17 protein-coding genes, 1 tRNA gene and 1 pseudogene are annotated in these 16,554 nt (G+C 72.4%); 11 read left to right on the top strand and 8 right to left on the bottom strand.

The genetic code is table 11. The features are described 5' to 3' along the window. Nucleotides 1–84: 84 nt before the first annotated feature. Together ACGFZP_RS22335 and ACGFZP_RS22340 are read left to right on the top strand one after the other, a co-directional pair. Nucleotides 85–1,074: a helix-turn-helix domain-containing protein gene (locus ACGFZP_RS22335; protein ID WP_392935675.1), complete on the top strand. Its 990-nt coding sequence runs from the start codon at nt 85–87 to the stop codon at nt 1,072–1,074. Between the two features lie 39 nt (nt 1,075–1,113). Then, nucleotides 1,114–1,644 (top strand): RICIN domain-containing protein, encoded by a 531-nt coding sequence (locus ACGFZP_RS22340; protein WP_392935677.1) that lies wholly within the window; start codon nt 1,114–1,116, stop codon nt 1,642–1,644. 34 nt (nt 1,645–1,678) lie between these two features. Here ACGFZP_RS22340 and ACGFZP_RS22345 read toward each other — a convergent pair. The 4 genes and pseudogenes from ACGFZP_RS22345 to ACGFZP_RS22360 form a co-directional block, all read right to left on the bottom strand. Beyond that, nucleotides 1,679–1,831 (bottom strand): annotated as a pseudogene (locus ACGFZP_RS22345) (VOC family protein); the annotation flags it as partial. Between the two features lie 60 nt (nt 1,832–1,891). Continuing rightward, nucleotides 1,892–2,398, bottom strand: coding sequence for a hypothetical protein (locus tag ACGFZP_RS22350; protein ID WP_392935680.1), 507 nt, complete (start codon nt 2,396–2,398; stop codon nt 1,892–1,894). Between the two features lie 110 nt (nt 2,399–2,508). Beyond that, the gene (locus ACGFZP_RS22355; RefSeq protein WP_392935682.1) at nt 2,509–4,296 is read right to left on the bottom strand and encodes an amidohydrolase; all 1,788 of its coding nucleotides are present in this window, start codon (nt 4,294–4,296) and stop codon (nt 2,509–2,511) included. 104 nt (nt 4,297–4,400) lie between these two features. Continuing rightward, nucleotides 4,401–4,892 (bottom strand): ATP-binding protein, encoded by a 492-nt coding sequence (locus ACGFZP_RS22360; protein ID WP_392935684.1) that lies wholly within the window; start codon nt 4,890–4,892, stop codon nt 4,401–4,403. Between ACGFZP_RS22360 and ACGFZP_RS22365 the strand changes: the two genes are divergently transcribed. The 5 genes from ACGFZP_RS22365 (at nt 4,873) to ACGFZP_RS22385 (ending at nt 7,958) form a co-directional block, all read left to right on the top strand. After that, nucleotides 4,873–6,015: a helix-turn-helix domain-containing protein gene (locus ACGFZP_RS22365; RefSeq protein ID WP_392935686.1), complete on the top strand. Its 1,143-nt coding sequence runs from the start codon at nt 4,873–4,875 to the stop codon at nt 6,013–6,015. The genes ACGFZP_RS22360 and ACGFZP_RS22365 overlap by 20 nt on opposite strands. After that, the gene (locus ACGFZP_RS22370; protein ID WP_392935689.1) at nt 5,978–6,121 is read left to right on the top strand and encodes a DUF397 domain-containing protein; all 144 of its coding nucleotides are present in this window, start codon (nt 5,978–5,980) and stop codon (nt 6,119–6,121) included. The genes ACGFZP_RS22365 and ACGFZP_RS22370 overlap by 38 nt, the downstream gene beginning before the upstream one ends. Beyond that, the gene (locus ACGFZP_RS22375) at nt 6,118–6,321 is read left to right on the top strand and encodes a DUF397 domain-containing protein (RefSeq protein WP_392935691.1); all 204 of its coding nucleotides are present in this window, start codon (nt 6,118–6,120) and stop codon (nt 6,319–6,321) included. Before ACGFZP_RS22370 ends, ACGFZP_RS22375 begins: the two co-directional genes overlap by 4 nt. A 143-nt stretch (nt 6,322–6,464) precedes the next feature. After that, on the top strand, nt 6,465–7,802 hold the full coding sequence (locus tag ACGFZP_RS22380; RefSeq protein ID WP_392935692.1) for a hypothetical protein: 1,338 nt from the start codon (nt 6,465–6,467) through the stop codon (nt 7,800–7,802). 72 nt (nt 7,803–7,874) lie between these two features. Continuing rightward, nucleotides 7,875–7,958: transfer RNA gene (locus ACGFZP_RS22385), tRNA-Leu, on the top strand. Nucleotides 7,959–8,054: 96 nt separating this feature from the next. Here ACGFZP_RS22385 and ACGFZP_RS22390 read toward each other — a convergent pair. Together ACGFZP_RS22390 and ACGFZP_RS22395 are read right to left on the bottom strand one after the other, a co-directional pair. Beyond that, complete coding sequence (locus tag ACGFZP_RS22390; protein ID WP_392935694.1) at nt 8,055–8,381, bottom strand: nuclear transport factor 2 family protein; 327 nt, start codon at nt 8,379–8,381, stop codon at nt 8,055–8,057. Nucleotides 8,382–8,413: 32 nt separating this feature from the next. Then, nucleotides 8,414–9,598 carry a M20 family metallopeptidase gene (locus tag ACGFZP_RS22395; RefSeq protein ID WP_392935697.1) on the bottom strand — a complete coding sequence of 395 codons (1,185 nt, stop codon included), beginning with the start codon at nt 9,596–9,598 and terminating at the stop codon, nt 8,414–8,416. Nucleotides 9,599–9,747: 149 nt separating this feature from the next. On the opposite strand from ACGFZP_RS22395, the gene ACGFZP_RS22400 reads away from it, so the two are divergent. The 3 genes from ACGFZP_RS22400 to ACGFZP_RS22410 all read left to right on the top strand — a co-directional run bounded on the left by ACGFZP_RS22400 (nt 9,748) and on the right by ACGFZP_RS22410 (nt 12,672). Continuing rightward, nucleotides 9,748–10,794, top strand: coding sequence for an Lrp/AsnC family transcriptional regulator (locus tag ACGFZP_RS22400; RefSeq protein WP_392935700.1), 1,047 nt, complete (start codon nt 9,748–9,750; stop codon nt 10,792–10,794). Between the two features lie 128 nt (nt 10,795–10,922). Then, nucleotides 10,923–11,567 carry a glyoxalase gene (locus tag ACGFZP_RS22405; RefSeq protein ID WP_392935703.1) on the top strand — a complete coding sequence of 215 codons (645 nt, stop codon included), beginning with the start codon at nt 10,923–10,925 and terminating at the stop codon, nt 11,565–11,567. A 196-nt stretch (nt 11,568–11,763) separates the two neighbouring features. Next, nucleotides 11,764–12,672, top strand: coding sequence for a GNAT family N-acetyltransferase (locus ACGFZP_RS22410; protein WP_392935704.1), 909 nt, complete (start codon nt 11,764–11,766; stop codon nt 12,670–12,672). A gap of 80 nt (nt 12,673–12,752) precedes the next feature. On the opposite strand, the gene ACGFZP_RS22415 is transcribed toward ACGFZP_RS22410, so the two are convergent. Both ACGFZP_RS22415 and ACGFZP_RS22420 read right to left on the bottom strand, forming a co-directional pair. Further along, nucleotides 12,753–13,415, bottom strand: coding sequence for a response regulator (locus tag ACGFZP_RS22415; RefSeq protein WP_392935707.1), 663 nt, complete (start codon nt 13,413–13,415; stop codon nt 12,753–12,755). After that, nucleotides 13,412–14,572 (bottom strand): sensor histidine kinase, encoded by a 1,161-nt coding sequence (locus tag ACGFZP_RS22420; protein WP_392936317.1) that lies wholly within the window; start codon nt 14,570–14,572, stop codon nt 13,412–13,414. Before ACGFZP_RS22420 ends, ACGFZP_RS22415 begins: the two co-directional genes overlap by 4 nt. Before the next feature lie 409 nt (nt 14,573–14,981). Between ACGFZP_RS22420 and ACGFZP_RS22425 the strand changes: the two genes are divergently transcribed. Beyond that, nucleotides 14,982–16,472 (top strand): alpha/beta hydrolase family protein, encoded by a 1,491-nt coding sequence (locus tag ACGFZP_RS22425; protein ID WP_392935710.1) that lies wholly within the window; start codon nt 14,982–14,984, stop codon nt 16,470–16,472. Nucleotides 16,473–16,554: the final 82 nt, after the last annotated feature.

Below are 16,554 nucleotides of genomic sequence, written 5' to 3' on the forward strand. Positions count from 1 at the left end.
GCTGACGGGGGTTCATGACGCATGTGGTCAACGCTGTCCAATGCCGCCCTGCCAGCGGCAGACCGGTTCGAATGGTTCGCCGACATGGTCGCCCGCGACCTGGTGCCGGTGGCGGTCACCAGCCCGCACGCCGCCGACTTCCGGGCGGATGCCGCCGTGTTGGACCTCGGCCCGGTACGGATGTCGGCCCACACCCACGCACCGCTGCGCTCACGTCGGCCACCGGCCCTGACCCGGCGCAGCGACCCGGAGCAGTACCAGCTGGCACTGGTCGAGGGAGAGAACCCCATGTGGATCTCCCAGCACGGCAACAGCTCCGGACCGGTCACCCGCGAGTTGGTGCTCTGGGACACCTCCCGGCCGTTCGAGGCCGGAACGCGGGACGAGTACGGGCTCACTCGCGTCCTCATCCTGCACATCCCCCGCGCGGCGCTGCCGATCCACGCCGACAAGGTCGACCGCCTGCTCGCCCGCCGCATCCCCACCCACAGCGGAACGGGCGCCATCCTGGCCCGCTTCCTCACCTCCCTGGGCGTTCACGGCGCCGGGTGCGGGCCCGAGGAGCTGGTCCGGCTGGGGGAGATGGCGCGGGACCTGGCCACCGTCTGCCTGGCCCAGCACGCCGATGCCGCGCGCGAGGTCGACGCCTCCACCCGGGCCCGGGCCCTGCTGGAGCAGGTCAAGGCGTTCATCGAGCACAACCTCGACGATCCCGGCCTGGCACCCGATGTGATCGCCGAGCACCACCACATCTCCGTCCGGTCCCTGCACCTGCTGTTCCAGGGCGAGGAGGAGAGCGTTGGCAGACTGATCCGCCGGCGCCGCCTCGAACGCTGCCGCGCCGACCTCGCCCGGCCGGAGCTGGCCCACCAGCCTGTCCACGCCATCGCCGCCCGCTGGGGCTTCGGCAGCGCGGCCGTCTTCAGCCGGGCCTTTCGCGAGGCGTACGGGCTGACGCCCCGCGAGCACCGCCGCCAAACCTCGCAAGGCCCTTCCTGCACCGATCATCAAGCAAGCCTGCACTCCGGGCAAACTCCGCCGGACGGTTCGCTCCTAACGTGGCTGACCGGGTGATCCACCGTCGCCCTTTCGTCGTCCCACGGGGGAAACCGCATGAAGAAACTCCTCACCACCGCCGCGGCAGCGGGCCTCGCGCTGACCGGTGCCACCATCGCCGCGCCCACCCCGGCCCAGGCGTTCTCGGAGGTCCCGATCCGGATCTTCCGGATCGCGAACTACGAGGGCCGGTGCCTGGAAGTCGAGAACTCCTCGACGGAGAACGGCGCCAGGGTGCAGCTGTGGGACTGCCACAACCAGCCCGGCTCGTACTGGCGCTGGATGAGCGTCCCCGGCACGAACTACAGCTACCTCGTCAACGATCACAGCCGCAAGTGCCTGGAGATCGAGAACTCCTCGCTGGCAAACGGTGGCCGCGCCCAGCTGTGGGACTGCGCCGGGCAGACCGGTGCCATGTGGGTCGCCACGGGAGAGCTGTACGACCGGGACCGGGCGATCGAGCACTACACGATCCTCAACACCAGCGACCGGGCCCTGGAGGTCGAGAACTCCGCGAGCTTCAACGGAGCCCGGGTGCAGCAGTGGAGCTACGGGGGCCAGACCGGGGCACTGTGGCGGTTCATCTGACCGCGGGCCCGGCGGGCTGACCGCCGCCGCCCGGTCAGCGGGCCGGGAGCAGGCACAGCGGGTGCCCGGCCGGGTCGGCGTAGATCCGCCGGCCGCCGGCGTCGGACAGCCGGGTGGCGCCGAGCGCGAGCGCCTCGCGCTCGGCGCCGTCGAGGTCCGGAACGTCGAGGTCCAGGTGCGTCTGCTTCGGGTGCTCCGCATCGGGCCACTGCGGTGGGCGGCCGGCTGCTCGCGCCTGATGCGCGCCCTAGTAGTCGGTCGGCTGCCGGAGGACGAGGTCGGCCACCACCGGCCACAGGGCGTCCGTGGTGGCGATGGTCAGGAATCCGCTGCCGCAGGGGATCTGGGCGCCGACGCAGCCGTCCGAGGTGAGCGCCTCGACGGTGGTGACCGCCCCGGCCACGCAGATGTCGACCCTGCGGTGGCCAGGCGTGAAGGCGTCCCGGAACGGATCCGGGTCCCGGCGGCCCGAGTTGGAGAGGAAGACGCGGAGTTCGCCCTCGGCGGTGGAGGAACCCCGCACGTGGTGGCTCTCCGGACCGGACCGGGAGGTCTGCACGACGGCGACGAGCTCCCGGTCGGCGTGGTAGTTGAGGTCGAGGCAGCGCAGGAACCCGTCCGAGCGCTGTTGTCCGAACAGGGTGAGCCAGTGGGCCGGCGTGTCCCGCACCTCGGCGACCGGCTCCCCGTACTCCTCGGCCAGCTCGCGCGGGGTCGGGATCCGGAACCCGCTCGGGCCGTTGCTGCGGAACATTGGTACCCCCAAGTGTCGTCCGTACGAACGGTCTTGGTGCAGTACACCATGGACACGCGGGCCGCGCCCGGGGCGGCAGGGCCGCGTGGCCCTGCCGCCCCGGGCGGGGATCAGCAGCTGCAGTGCCACTGGTAGTCGGCCGGGGGAGTCGGACCGGTCCGGCCGACGGCGCTGCGCGCGGCGGTCGGCGGGTGGATCGTCCGGCCGGCCTTGATGGTCTCGGCGACCGTGATGTGCCGGATCTCCTCCGGGTCGGCGAGCGTCACGGGGTTGGCGCTGAGGACCACCAGGTCGGCCAGCTTGCCGACCTCGATGCTGCCCTTGCGGTCCTGCTCGAAGTACTGGTGGGCGGCGTTGATGGTGATCGAGCGGACGGCGTCGAGCGCGGACACGCACTGCTCCGGGCCGAGGACGACCTTGTCCTTGCGGGTGCGCCGGGTGACCTGGCTGGACAGGATGGCGATCGAGTTGGGCAGCGCCACCGGGGCGTCGTGGTGCGAGGTGTAGGCCATCCGGCGGTCGAGCGCCCAGCGTGCGGGGGAGATGTTCGCCGCCCGCTCCTCACCGAGGACGGTCTTCCGGTACCAGTCGCCCCAGTAGAAGGTGTGCATGGAGAAGAACGACGGGATGATCCGGAGCAGCGCGAACTCGTTGATCTGGTCCTCGCGGGCGGTCTGCGCGTGGATCGCGACCGTCCGCCGGTCGCCGGGCCCGGCCGCTGCGGCGGCGGCCTTGACCGCGCCGATGAACTGGTCGATCGAGGCGTCCCCGTTGACGTGTGCGAGCACCTGCCAGCCCTGCTCGTAGGCCGTGCGCACCTGCCTCAGGACGATCTCGTCGTGCGGGATGGTCGGGTAGCCGCAGTAGTCGTCCGGTTGGTCCGCCGGCGGCGTCTCGTACGGCTTGGTCAGCCAGGCCGTCCGGCCCTGCGGGGAGCCGTCGAGGTACATCTTCACGCCCGCCGCCCGCACGCCGTTCACGTACTCCGGGCTCGCCCCGACCGGGTCCCCGTCCGCGTCGCGGTCCAGCACCGCCGCGGTGGCCTGGTCGGCGCGCGCGTAGGCGACGACGTCGATCTCGAAGGGGAGCGCGGCGGCGATCTCCCGCAGGGCGGCGAGGTTGGCCAGGGTGGCGCCGCCCTCCTGGACGGTGGTGAAGCCGAACGAGGCGGCCGACTGCGCGCCCTTGGCGAACAGCCCGAACTGCACCGCCTGCGGCAGGCCGCCCATGGCCGCTGCCGAGGCGGGGTTGAAGGCCGTCTCCTCCAGGACCCCGTTCGGCTCGCCGTGCGGCGGGGCCTCGACGCCCTCGCGGCGGCGGATGACGCCGCCCTCCGGGTCGGCGGTGTCCGAGCTGTAGCCCAGGGCCGCGAGTCCCAGCGTGTTCACCGCTCCCAGGTGGAAGGACTGGTGGATGGCCAGCACCGGCCGGGTGGTGGACACCTCGTCCAGGTCGTCCCGGGTGGGGTGCCGCTCGTTGGTGAGGACCGCGTCGTCGTAGCCGAAGCCGATGATCCACTCCGACTCCCGGCCGACCTCCGTCTCCGCCCACTCCCGCAGCTTCCGCTTGACCGAGGCGATGTCGGTGACGTCGCCGTCCGGATCCGCCAGCAGATTGGCGATAGTGGCCTGGAGGCCGATCCCGCCGAGGTGGCCGTGCGCGTCGATGAACCCCGGGAGCAGCGCCCGGCCTTCGAGGTCGCGCACCTTCGTCCGGGGGCCGTGCCAGCGGGCGACCGCCTCGGCGTGGCCGCCGACGAAGACGATGACGCCGTCCTTGACCGCGACGGCCTCCGGCCGCTCGGTGGAGCCGGCCGCGACCGTCTCGATCTCGCCGCCGTGGAGGAGGAGGTCGGCCTCCTCGTACGGTGCTGCTGCGGCCTGCTGCTGATCGTCCATGGAGGTCCTCACATCAGGGGCGGATACGTTCGGTGCGCCGTGTGCTACCCAAGGTGACCGCGCTCCGAACCTCGCCGAGGGGCGAACGCGGTTCGGGTCGCCCCTCAGACCGCGAGGAGGCCTTCGGCCCGGCCGAAGGCGAGCTCGGTGTAGCCGGCGGCGGGGGCGATCAGCACCCAGACGAACTTGCCGATCCCGCCCGCCCGGGGGCAGCAACCCCAGCGCTCGGCCAGCTGGTCGACGAGGAAGAGGCCGCGGCCGCCCTCGTCCTCGGGGGAGGAGGTGCGGACGGAGGGCCGCCCGCTGCCCGCGTCGTGGACCTCGATCCGGAGACGGTCGCCGACGAGCATGAAGCGGACCTCCACCAGCCGGTCCGGCGGGGTGTCGGCGTGCTGGACGGCGTTCGCGAAAAGCTCGCCCAGCAGCAACTCACCGATGTCCGAGTAGCGTTCACCGCGCGGCAGACCGGTGAGGTAGGCCCGCAGCATCAGCCGGGCGAGCGGAGTGGACTCGCACCGCCGGTCGAGCCTGGCGGCGAACTCGCGGGGGCGCCGGGAGAGGCGGGAGGGGAGCGGGGTGGCGCAGTTCTGGGGCATGGCGAGGCAACCTCCGGTGCTGGTGGGGGAGTGGAAGCGGCTCACGGCAGGGGCGCACGGCCTCACGCTGCGCAAGCAAACGATCGCGTTCCGGTCTCAATCATCGGGCCTGCGGGTTACGGTGACGGCCGATTCGAGGTGCAGCGATGCGCGACACATGAGGGGGCAGGACGTGTCACATCGGAAAGCGGATGCCGGGCCCACGTCGAGCCCGGCGGTGATGTTCGGTGAAGCCCTGCGATTCGCGAGGGAGCGGGCCGGCTACACGCAGGCCGAGCTGGGCAAGCTGGTCCACTGCGACCGCACGGTGGTCACCCGCGCCGAGGGCGGGCAGCGGCCGATGCAGGCCGAGACGGTGGAGAGTTGTGACGAGCTGCTGCAGATGGGGGGTCTGCTGATCAGGCTGTTCGAGCGGGTGGACTGGCATGCGGACATCGAGCACCCGGACTGGTTCCAGAAGTACGTCGACCTGGAGGCCGAGGCGGTGGCTGTGAGGGCGTTCCAGTACAACAGGGTCAACGGCTTGCTCCAGTGCGAGGACTACGCGCACGCCCTGTTCTCTCTCGGCGATGCCTGTGACAGCCCGGCCCTCGTCAAGGAGAGGGTGGTGGCCCGGCTGAGCAGGCAGGAGCGCTATCTCCAGTCCGGTGGTCCGCTGCTGCTCGTGGTTCTCCACGAGGGCATCATTCGGAGTGTCGTCGGCGGGCCCGGGGTTATGCGACGGCAGATGGAGCATCTGCTGTCGGTAGGTGAGTTGTCCAACATCAGCATCCAGGTGGCGCCCTTCGACCGTTCCTCGACGAGGCTGCCCGCGACGTCGATGTTCCTGTTGGTGATGCCTGATGGAAAGGAGTGGATCTACTCAGAGAGCCTCTATCGGGGGCACTTCAGCGATGCGCCGACGATCATTGCGGAGCATCGCTGCGACTTCGACCTCATGCGCGGCGCTGTACTCTCGGTCAGCGACTCTCGTGTGCTGATCGCCGAGGCGATGGAGGAGTACGAGTATGCCGAACGTCGAGCTCAACTTGGCGGCCTGGCTGAAGAGCAGCCACAGCGGCGGCAACGGCGGCAACTGTATCGAGGTGGCCCCAGGCTTCCCCGGCCTCGTCCCCGTGCGTGACTCGAAGGATCCCGACGGCCCTGCTCTCGTCTTCGCCGCTTTCGCGTGGCATTCGTTCATCGCCGCCGCCTCGGCTGGTGACTTTCCTGCAAAGGATGAATCATGATCGATCTCAACGGAGCTGCCTGGTTCAAGAGCAGCTACAGCGCGGACCACGGCGGCGAGTGCGTCGAGGTGGCCCCCGGATTCCCCGGCGTCGTTCCGGTGCGTGACTCCAAGGACCCCGACGGTCCCGCCCTCGTCTTTGCCTCTGCCGCCTGGTCCGCCTTCCTCGCCTCCCTCCGGGCCGGCGAGTTCCCCGCCTGACCGATCACCTTCGATCGCCCCGCCACCCGGTTCGGACAATTCCGATCACTCTGCGTGTTTCGCTGGTGCGGTACGTAACCGCACGGTTACGGTCACTCACTGTGCACGGATGATCCCTGTTCGACTCGACCGAGGCGGTAGGCATGGCACAGGAACCCCGTATCGACGTTGCGCTCACCCTCCGGGAGGGCGGTGCGGAGCCCACCCGGGACGAACTCGCGGAGCTCGCAGGCTCCCTCAAGCCCGAGGTCTGGTTCTCCACCCCGCTGTCCAGCGCCGAGCCGGCCGCGGCCGGGCGCGAGCCCGACTTCACCTGGGACCTCGTCGGCGCGCCCTACAAGGGCCAGGCCGCCACCGGCAAGGCGGCGGTCTACCTCGCCAACTCGAAGTTCGGCATCAAGCGGCCCTTCATCTTCGCCGACGGCTTCAACTACGGGGAGAGCGACCTCCCCGGTCTGTTCGCCTACTTCAACCAGCCCTACATCCTGGGCAAGGCCGGATTCTTCGACCAGCTGCTCAGCCAGGGCATCGACGTGATCGTGCTCGGCTTCACCGAGCGCCACACCCACATCCAGGCCAACGCCGAGGTCGCGATCTCCGCGATCCAGCGGACGATCGCGGAGCGAGTGAGCCGCGACCCGCTGACCGTCGGCGGGGTGAGCATGGGCGGCATCATCACCCGCTACGCGCTCGCCAAGATGGAGAGCGACAACGCCGACCACGAGACGGCCACCTACCTCTCCTACGACTCCCCGCACAACGGCGCCTGGATCCCGCTGATCCTCCAGCAGATGGCCTACTTCTTCGAGGACTTCACCCCGGCCGGGCCCGACGGCGTCAAGCAGGCCGACCTGATCCGCAGCCCCGCCGCGCAGCAGCTGCTCTGGGCGTGGGTGGAGAACTCCAAGTACTCCGGCCCGGTGGCCACCGCCAGCGAGCTGCGCAAGGAGTTCCTGGCGGACCTGGCGCGCCTCGGCAACTTCCCGCGGCGCCCGCGCCTGCTCGGCGTCTCCAACGGCCGGCGCGACGGCGTCGGACGTCCGCTGCCAGCCGGTGAGGTGGCCTTCGACTGGCAGGCCCTGGTGGCCAGTGCCACCGCCCGGTTCCAGGCGGACAAGGGCGAGAAGAAGGCGATCGGCGGCATGCACCTCGGCCTGGCGATGCGCCGCAGCACCACGACGGAGGTCCCGGCGCTGGACGGTGCGCCCGGCGGCACCCTGGACTCCTTCGGCAAGGTCGCGGACGCGCTGAAGGCCAAGATCGCCGAGGAGTACCGCAGCGGCGCCTTCGTGCCGTCCGTCAGCGCGGCGGCGCTGGCCTTCGACCCGGTGAAGTGGGACGTCAACCTGAACCTCTCCATCACCGACGCCGATCTTGAGCGCGGCCACCTGGACGAGGTCGCGTTCGACGACGACAACACCGAGCACAGCCACATCTCCGTCGGGCTGATCGACTGGATCGTGGAGCGCATCACGGGCTGACCTGGCCCGTCCCCGCTCCGTTGGTCCGGAGCACCCCCGCGCATGGGCTACGATTTACCTCATCACCCAGATGCGCGGGTGGCGGAATAGGCAGACGCGCTGGATTCAGGTTCCAGTGCCCGAAAGGGCGTGGGGGTTCAACTCCCCCCTCGCGCACATTGGTCAACCGACCCATTGAGGCCGGTCGACCCGACACCACGTCGGGTCGACCGGCCTCTTTGCTGTCCGGACACGCACCCGGACAGCGGTCGTTCAGCCGAGGAAGTCGACGCGGTCGATGAGGCCGTCCCGCACGCGGTAGGCCACCAGGACGCGGACCGGCTCGTCGGCCAGGCCGTGGGCGATCTCCTGGTCGACCACCCAGTCGCCCTCGGTGAGCCGCCCCACGATCTCCGCCCGGCACCGGCCTTCGGCGAACTGCCCGGCGTACCTGTCCCGCAGGGCCGGCCTGCCATGCAGGAGGCTGCCGTCGGCCCGGTGGACCGTGACGTCCTCGGCGTAGGTGGCGGTGAAGGCGTCGATGTCGTGGCTGTTGTAGGCGGCGAGCTGCCGCTCGACCACGTCGCGTGGTTCGGTCATGTGCTTGATCGTTCCTTCTTCGGTGGGCGGGTTCAGGCCGCGAGGCGGCGGGCGGCGAGCTCGGCGTAGAGCGCGGCTCCGTCGGGGAGCACCGCGTCGTCGAACTCGGCGTGGGGCGAGTGGTTGGACGGCAGACCGTCGGGGTCGCTCCCCTTCGGGGCGGCGCCGAGCCAGGCGAACGAGCCCGGAACGGCGGCGAGTATCCGGGAGAAGTCCTCCGACCCGGGGATCGGGTTCGGCAGCGTGCGGAAGCGCTCCTCGCCGAAGACGTCCCGGACGGTGTCCGCGAGGAAGTCGGTCTCGGGCCCGTCGGTCACGGTCACCGGGTACTCGGGGAGGTACTCGATCTCCGCCCGCAGGCCGTGGGCGGCCGCGATGGCCCTGACCAGCTCCACCGAGGCGTCGGCGACCCTGGACTGCGCCTCGGCGGAGAAGGTGCGCACGGTCGCCTCGAAGCGGGCGGTGTCGGGGATGATGTTGCGCCGGGTGCCGGCCTGGAGGATCCCGACGGTGATCACCACCGGATCGAACACGTCGAAGCGGCGGGTCACCATGGTCTGCAGGGCGGTGACCATCTCGCAGGCCGCCGGTACGGGGTCCTTGGCCCGGTGCGGCACCGCGCCGTGGCCGCCGGCACCGTGGAGGGTGACGTTCAGCGCGGCGGACGCGGCGAGGATCGGCCCGCGCCGGGAGCTGAACTCCCCGTGCGGCATGGTCGACGACACGTGCAGGGCGTACGCGGCGACCGGGCGCCGGCCCGCCGCGTCGAGCACGCCCTCGGCCAGCATGGCGCCGGCGCCGTCGAAGCCTTCCTCGCCGGGCTGGAACATGAAGACCACGTCGCCGTGGAGCTCCTCCCGCCGTGCGGCCAGCAGGTGCGCGGCGCCCGCGAGCATGGTGGTGTGCAGGTCGTGGCCACAGGCGTGCATCGCGCCGTTCTCGGCCGCGAACGGTACCGGGGTCTTCTCCACGACCGGCAGGCCGTCCATGTCACCGCGCAGCAGCACGGCCGGTCCCGGCCGGCCTCCGCGCAGCACCGCGGTGACCGAACTCAGGCCGGCGCCCAGGCTCACCTCCAGCGGCAGCCCGTCCAGGGCCTGCAGCACCCGCTCCTGGGTACGCGGGAGATCGAGGCCCAACTCGGGGAAGCGGTGCAGGTCCTGGCGGATCCGGACCAGATCCGGGGCCAGTGCGAGAGCATCGTCGTGCAGGGACACAGGTACCTCCATCGGACCCGCGTGCGGCGGGATTTGTGCGGAGCGGTCTCGTTCCGAGATTCTGGGTCTCGCGGCGGGAGTCTCCCGCGATTTCGCAGGATCACGCCACGAAGAGGCCCTCCCATGAACGAATCGACCGGGATCCGACGGTGACCGGCACGGATGTGACGGTCGACGAGCTGGACCTCGCCCTGGTGAACGCGATGCAGCTGCGCCCCCGGGCGCCCTGGTCGCTGCTCGGCCAGACCCTCGGAATCAGCCCGGTCACCGCCGCCCGCCGCTGGCGCCGGCTCTCGGAGGCCGGGATCGCCTGGGTGACCGCCTACGGCCTGCCCCACCCCGAGGACCGCGGGTGCGTCGCCCACCTCGACCTCGACTGCGCTCCCGACCGGCTCCGGCAGATCGCCGACGAACTGGCCGAGGACCCGCACGTGATGAGCATCGAACACCTCTCCCAAGGCTGTTCCCTCGCCGTCACCGCGGCCTTCACCGACCTGGCGTGGGTCTCCCGGTACACCACCGAACGGCTCGGCCGCCTCCCCGGGGTCAACGCCGTCCGCGTCCACCTGACGGTCGCCTACTACGCCGAGGGGATCCGCTGGCGACTGGACTCCCTGGACCCCGCCCAGCGCGAGGAACTGCATGGCGATCACCCGGCGGGCAACGGTCAACCGTCCGGAGCGCGAGCCGAAGTCCGTGAGGAGGACCGGGAGCTGCTCATCCGGCTGGGCGTCGACGGCCGCCTCGACCAGGCCGAGCTGGCCGCCGCCACCGGCCTCAGCCCGTCCACGCTGCGCCGCCGCCTCGACCGGCTGGCCGCCTCCGACGCGATCCGCTTCCGCTGCGAGATCGCCGCCCGCGACGCCGGCCGACCGGTCCTGACGACCTTCCACGCCGACCTCCCCCCGGACCGGCTCGACGAGGTCGGCCCCCAACTCGCCAGACTCCCCGAGGTCCGGCTGTGCGTGTCCGCCACCGGCACGCACAACCTCATCCTCTCCGTCTGGCAGCGCTCCCTCGCCGACGTTCAACGGCTGGAAGCCGCTCTCGCCCGCAGGTTCCCCGACCTGCGGGTGGCCGAGCGCCGCGTGTCGCTGCGCAGCGTGAAACGAATGGGCCGGATCCTCGACGCGGACGGACGCGCGGTCCGCGCCGTTCCGATGGACATCTGGCGAGACCCGGTCCCGGCTTCCTGACGGCCGCTCGGGCGGCACGGGCGCCGACGGTGCGTGCGGGGCCGGATGCGTGCGGGAGGGCGAACCGTCCTCGGGGCGCGACCGGTCAGGAATCGAGAAGCCCCGGCCGGGGCGCGGCCCCTAGCGTGATGGTCATGGCAACCACCGCTTCCACCGCAGCCCGCACCTCCCTCGCCTCCGTCACCCTCGAGGTGGCCGACCCCGAGGCCGCCCTCCGCTTCTACACCGCCTTCGGCGTGGACGCCCACGTCCGCCTGCGGGCGTCCGAGGCGCACTCCACCGGATTCCGCGGCTTCACCCTGGCTCTCACCGTCTCCGGCCCGGCCACCGTCGACGGCTTCGTCAACGCCGCCGTGGGCGCCGGAGCCACGGTGCTGAAGCCCGCCGCGAAGTCGCTGTGGGGCTACAGCGGCGTCGTCCAGGCCCCGGACGGGACGATCTGGAAGATCGCGACCTCCGCGAAGAAGGACACCGGTCCCGACACCCGCGAGATCGACGATCTGGTCCTGCTGATCGGCGTCGAGGACGTCAAGGCCACCAGGCAGTTCTACGTCGACCGCGGCCTGACCGTGGCGAAGAGCTTCGGCGGCAAGTACGCCGAGTTCGCACCCGGCGAGGCCGGCCCGGTCAAGCTGGCCCTGTACAAGCGCCGCGCCCTGGCCAAGGACCTCGGCGTCCCCGTGGACGGCACCGGCTCGCACCGCATCGTCCTCGGCGGCACCGCCGACACCTTCACCGACCCGGACGGCTTCGCCTGGGAGACCGCCGCGTAGTTCGAGCCCACCCGCGAAAACCCGTGGACGGGCCCGCGGAAGATCACGTACCGTGTGGCCCACGCCCTGAGACGGATGGAAGGAGGCGAGTGCCGTGCAGTTCACAGCAACCCAGCGCTCCCTCCTCTGCCGTCCCGGCGTGGTTCGCCAGTTCTGACCGGGAGCGCTCCAAGCAGCCTTTATCCCGGAGGAATCCATGACCGGTCCGGTCATCCGCGCGCTCTCCGCGAGCGACGCCCAGCTCTTCGACGCACTCCCCGACCCCCTTGGCGCCCGTGAGGGCCACCGGCGTACCCGGTTCCGCCCCGACTGGAAGCGCGTCGCCCTGCGTGACGGCGAGGTCGTCGCCCGCGGCGCGTGGTGGGGCGGCCCCGACGACGCGGAGCCCGTCAACATCAACTGGTTCGACGTGGCCGAGGGGGAGGAGGAGGCCGGGGCCGAACTCCTGCGCTCCGCCCCCTGGAACGTCGAGCTGGAGATCAACCTGCCCGGCGGCTGGCGGGAGGAGGGCCACCTGCGCGCCGCCGCGGAGGCCCGCTTCGCCGCCGCACGAGCCGCGGGGTACGAACCCCTGGTGGAACGCCTCCTGTACCACTGGACGGCGGAGCAGGGCCTGCCCGAGCGGCCCGGACGCCTGCGCTTCAGCGCCGAACCCGACGACGCGGTCTTCTTCGACGCGCTGCGCCGAATCCACTCCGCCACCCTGGACGCCCACGCGCTCAGGGCCGTCGAGGAGGGCGGCCTCGACCAGGCGGCCCAGGAGGAGATCGACTTCTTCCACTGGTGCCCCTCCCCGCGGGAGTGGTGGCAGCTCGCGCACACGCCGGAGGGCGACCTGGCCGGCATCCACATCCCGGCGCACAACCCCTCCGGCCCGGTGATCGGCTTCATCGGCGTCCTCCCGGAACACCGCGGCCGTGGCTACGCCTACGACCTCCTCGCGGAGTGCACCCACTTCCTCGTCGAGCAGGGCGCGGAGTCCGTCAACGGGGCGACGGACCGGTCCAACACCCCCATGGCCGCCAACTTCGCCAAGGCGGGCTTCCCCGTCACCCGTGAACGCATCAACTTCCTCCCGCCGAGCCCGCCGAGCCCGTCGGCCTGACGGTCCCGCGGGGAACAGCACGCGGTGAGCGGTCCGGGTCCGAGGCCAGGCCCGGACCGCTCACCGCGTGCCCGGCGGCGTCACGCCGGGTGGATGAGCCGGCTCTCGTAGGCGAAGACCACGGCCTGGATCCGGTCGCGGAGTTCGAGCTTCTGCAGGATCCGCCCCAGGTGGGACTTCACGGTCGCCTCCGCGAGGTAGAGGGCGGCCGCGATCTCGGTGTTGGACAGGCCGTGGCCCACCTGGACGAGCACCTCGCGTTCGCGGGGGGTGAGCCGGCGCAGCCGCTCGTCGTGGCCGGCGTTGCGGCCGCCGGGGATGTGCGGCCGGAACCTCTCCAGCAGGAGGCGGGTGATCCGCGGGGAGACCACCGCGTTGCCCGCGGCCACGCTGCGGATCGCCGTGAGCAGCTCCTCGGGCCTGGTGTTCTTCAGCAGGAAGCCCGAGGCCCCGGCGGTGAGTCCGGCGAAGGCGTACTCGTCGAGGTCGAAGGTGGTGAGGATCAGCACCCTGCTCTGCGGGGAGGTCCGGATGACCCGCCTGGTCGCCTCGATCCCGTCCGTCCCGGGCATCCGGACGTCCATCAGGACGACGTCGGGGCGCAGCTCCCCGGCGAGGCGGACGGCCTCGGCGCCGTCCGCGGCCTCGCCGACCGGTGCCATGTCGGGCTGGGCCTCCAGGACGGTGCTGAAGGCCATCCGGAGCAGGGCCTCGTCGTCGGCGATCAGGATGCGGATCGTCATGCGGACGCCTCCGCGACGCTGTCGAGGTCGAGGCGGGTGCGGACTCCCCAGCCGCCGCCCGGGAGCGGCCCGGCGTGCAGCCTCCCCCCGTAGGCGGCCGCGCGCTCGCGCATGCCGGGGATGCCGTGGCCGGACTGCGTGGCGCCGGGCAGCGGCGGGCGCGGGCCGCTGTCGGTGACGTCCACCGTGACCGTCCCGGCCGAGCACTCCACCCGGACCAGGGCGTCGGTACCGGGCGGCGTGTGCTTGAGGGCGTTGGTCAGGGCCTCCTGGACCAGGCGGTAGACGGTCAGTTGGGCGGTGGCGGGGATGCGGTCGTGGCCGCCCTGGACGTCGAGGCGGGTCGGCAGCCCGGCGGCGCACATCTGGTCGGCGAGGGCCTGCAGTTGGGCGATTCCGGGCAGCGGGTGGCGCTCCGCGTCCGGCTCGTCGGTGCGCAGGACGCCCAGGGAGCGCCGCATGTCGGTCAGGGCCTGCCGGCCGGTCTCGGAGATCTGGAGCATCGCGGCGGTCGCCCTGTCGGGCGAGCGCTGCTGTGCGTAGACGGCGGCGTCGGTGAGCGCGACCATCACGGACAGGTTGTGGGTGACGATGTCGTGCATCTCGCGGGTGATCCGGGCCCGCTCCTCGGCGACGGCCAGCCGTGCCTGCTGCTCCTGCTGCTGCTCCAGGCGGGCGGCCCGTTCCTCCACGGCCGCGAGGTAGGCGCGGGTGGTCCGCACGTTCACACCGAGGACGGCGGCGGCCACGGCCATCGCGGTGGCCGCGACGAAGAGCGTCAGGAACGCGCCCTCGGCCGCCCAGCGCAGACAGGCCAGCAGGGCTCCCGCCTCCACGGTGACGGCGGCGGCGAGCGTGCCGCGCCGCCCCGAGTTCGCGGCCACCGTGTAGAGCGCCACCAGCAGGGCGATGTCCGCCGGGAGTTGGACGTCCATCAGCCACTGGACGAAGGCCGCGGCCACCACGATGGCGAACACGGTGAGCGGCGCCCGGCGCCGCCACACCAGGGGCAGCGCGAGGGCGGCCGTCAGGGCGACGGCCACCGGCAGGCCCTGCGGCGCGCTCGTGGTGACGATGTTGACCAGGAGCAGCGCCGGCAGCAGCGAGTCCCACACCGCGGGCGGCAGCCGGGAGCCCCAGCGCCGGGCGGCGCCCATCGACAGCCGCAGCCCTGCGGCCGTCCACGCCCGCTGTGCCCCGTCCGGGTGGTGCACCGGGCGGGCACCGCCGGCCTCCGCGGCCGCCTCGGTCATCACGTGTCCTGTCGATCGGGCGTCATGGCGGCCCCGGTCGGGGCCGCCACCGCGGACGGCTGGAGCCGGGTCGAGTGCGGGGGCGCAGGGACCCGCGCGTACCGCGGCCCTGTCACGGTAGGCCGGACTCCGGCGGAGCACATGAGCCCACCGTCGGATGGCACCGCGCCGGGGTACGACCGCAGGAGGAGGCCCGCTACCGCCCGTGGTAGCAGAGCGGCCGCCCGCCCGGCGCCTTCGACTGCGACTGCGGTGGCACGTCGCGCCCGCCCGGCCTGCGCCGCCGGGCGTATACGGCGGCGACCCGGGAGCGATGTGGCAGCACGCACCCCGCGCCGACGATGGCCGGGTGACCGAGATCATCGCGGGACCGCAGATGTCCCCCCTGGAAATCCTCGCCCTGCTGGGCGCCGTCGCGCTGGTGGTGGCCCGCTGGCTTCCCGCCGCCGCCCGCCCGCCCGTCACGATCGCGGCAGGATCGGGTTTCGTGCTGTCCGCGCTCGTGCTGGGCGTGGTGGGGATCCGCTGGCAGCTGCTGCCGGTCCTGGCCGGGGCCGCCCTCGCGCTGCCGTTCGCCGTCACCCCGCTGGTGCGACGGCGTACCGGCCGGCCGCCGAGGCGGGCCCGCTGGTGGGTGGCGCTGCCGGGATCGGTGGCCTGCGCCGTCCTGGTCGCCACCGGCCCGGCGGCCGCCTGGGCCTTTCCGGTGCCCGTGTTCCCCGAGCCGACCGGCCCGTTCGCGGTCGGCACCCGGGTGGTGCAGTGGACCGACCCGGACCGCCCCGAGACCGCCACTCCCGCACCCGAGGACCGGCGCACGGTCGTGGTCCAGCTCTGGTACCCCGCGCAGCAGAGCCCCGAAGGCACCCGGCGGGCCCGGTACCTCGGCCGCACGGAGCAGGAGGCGCGCACCGTCTCCGACGCCCTCGCGCGCTACGCCGGCCTCCCCGGCTTCCTGGTCGACGGCGCTCCGCAGGCCCGTACCCACGCGGTGCCCGACGCCCCGGCGGCCCCCGACGGCGGGCGCTTCCCGGTCGTGCTGTTCTCTCCCGGGCTCGGGGGCGTGCGCACCCAGAACACCGCCTGGGCGGAGGAGCTGGCCAGCAACGGCTATGTGGTCGCCGCCCTGGACCACCCGTACGACTCCGCGGCCGTCGTCCTCGCCGACGGCCGGACGGTCGACACCAAGATCGCCTCCACCGGCGACGACGCCGAGGACGACCGGCGGGCCGCCGAGACGGCGGGAATCCGGGCCGCGGACCTCTCCTTCGTCCTCACCCAGCTGGGCCGGCTGGACCGGGGTGAGATCGACGGCTCGCTGACCGGACGCCTGGACACCGGCCGGGCCGCGGTGACCGGTCACTCCCTGGGCGGCGCCGCCGCGCTGCGGGCGGCCCGTCAGGACGCCCGGTTCGCCGCCGTCGTCGACCTGGACGGCTACCCCCGCGACCCCGAGCCGCTCCCCGTCCACCAGCCGGCACTCGCGCTCACCCAGGCCATCACCCCGGCGACCGACCCGCGCTACCTACCCCGCCTCACCGAGGTCCTCACGCGCGGCACCGAGACGAACTACCGGCTCACCATCCCGGGCGCCGCCCACCTCACCTTCATGGACGCCCCCCTGTACCTGCCGCCGGTGCCCTCGATGGTCGGCTCGCTGGGCCGGGCCAGGAGCCCGCGCGTCGTCGCCGCGACCACGCTCGCCTTCCTGGACAGCACGCTGCGGCAGCAGCCCGGCGACCTGGCCGGCGCGCTGTCGGCCTACGGCGAGCTCACCGCCTACCGCCCGGGCGGCAGCCACTGACCTGCTGTCAGGCCTGGTCACTCCGGTCCGGTCCGTTCCGCCTGCGCGGCGCTCGGCCGATCTGGTGAAGCTCCGGAGCGAC

The organism is Kitasatospora sp. NPDC048239 (assembly GCF_043202015.1).
GTDB lineage: Bacteria > Actinomycetota > Actinomycetes > Streptomycetales > Streptomycetaceae > Kitasatospora.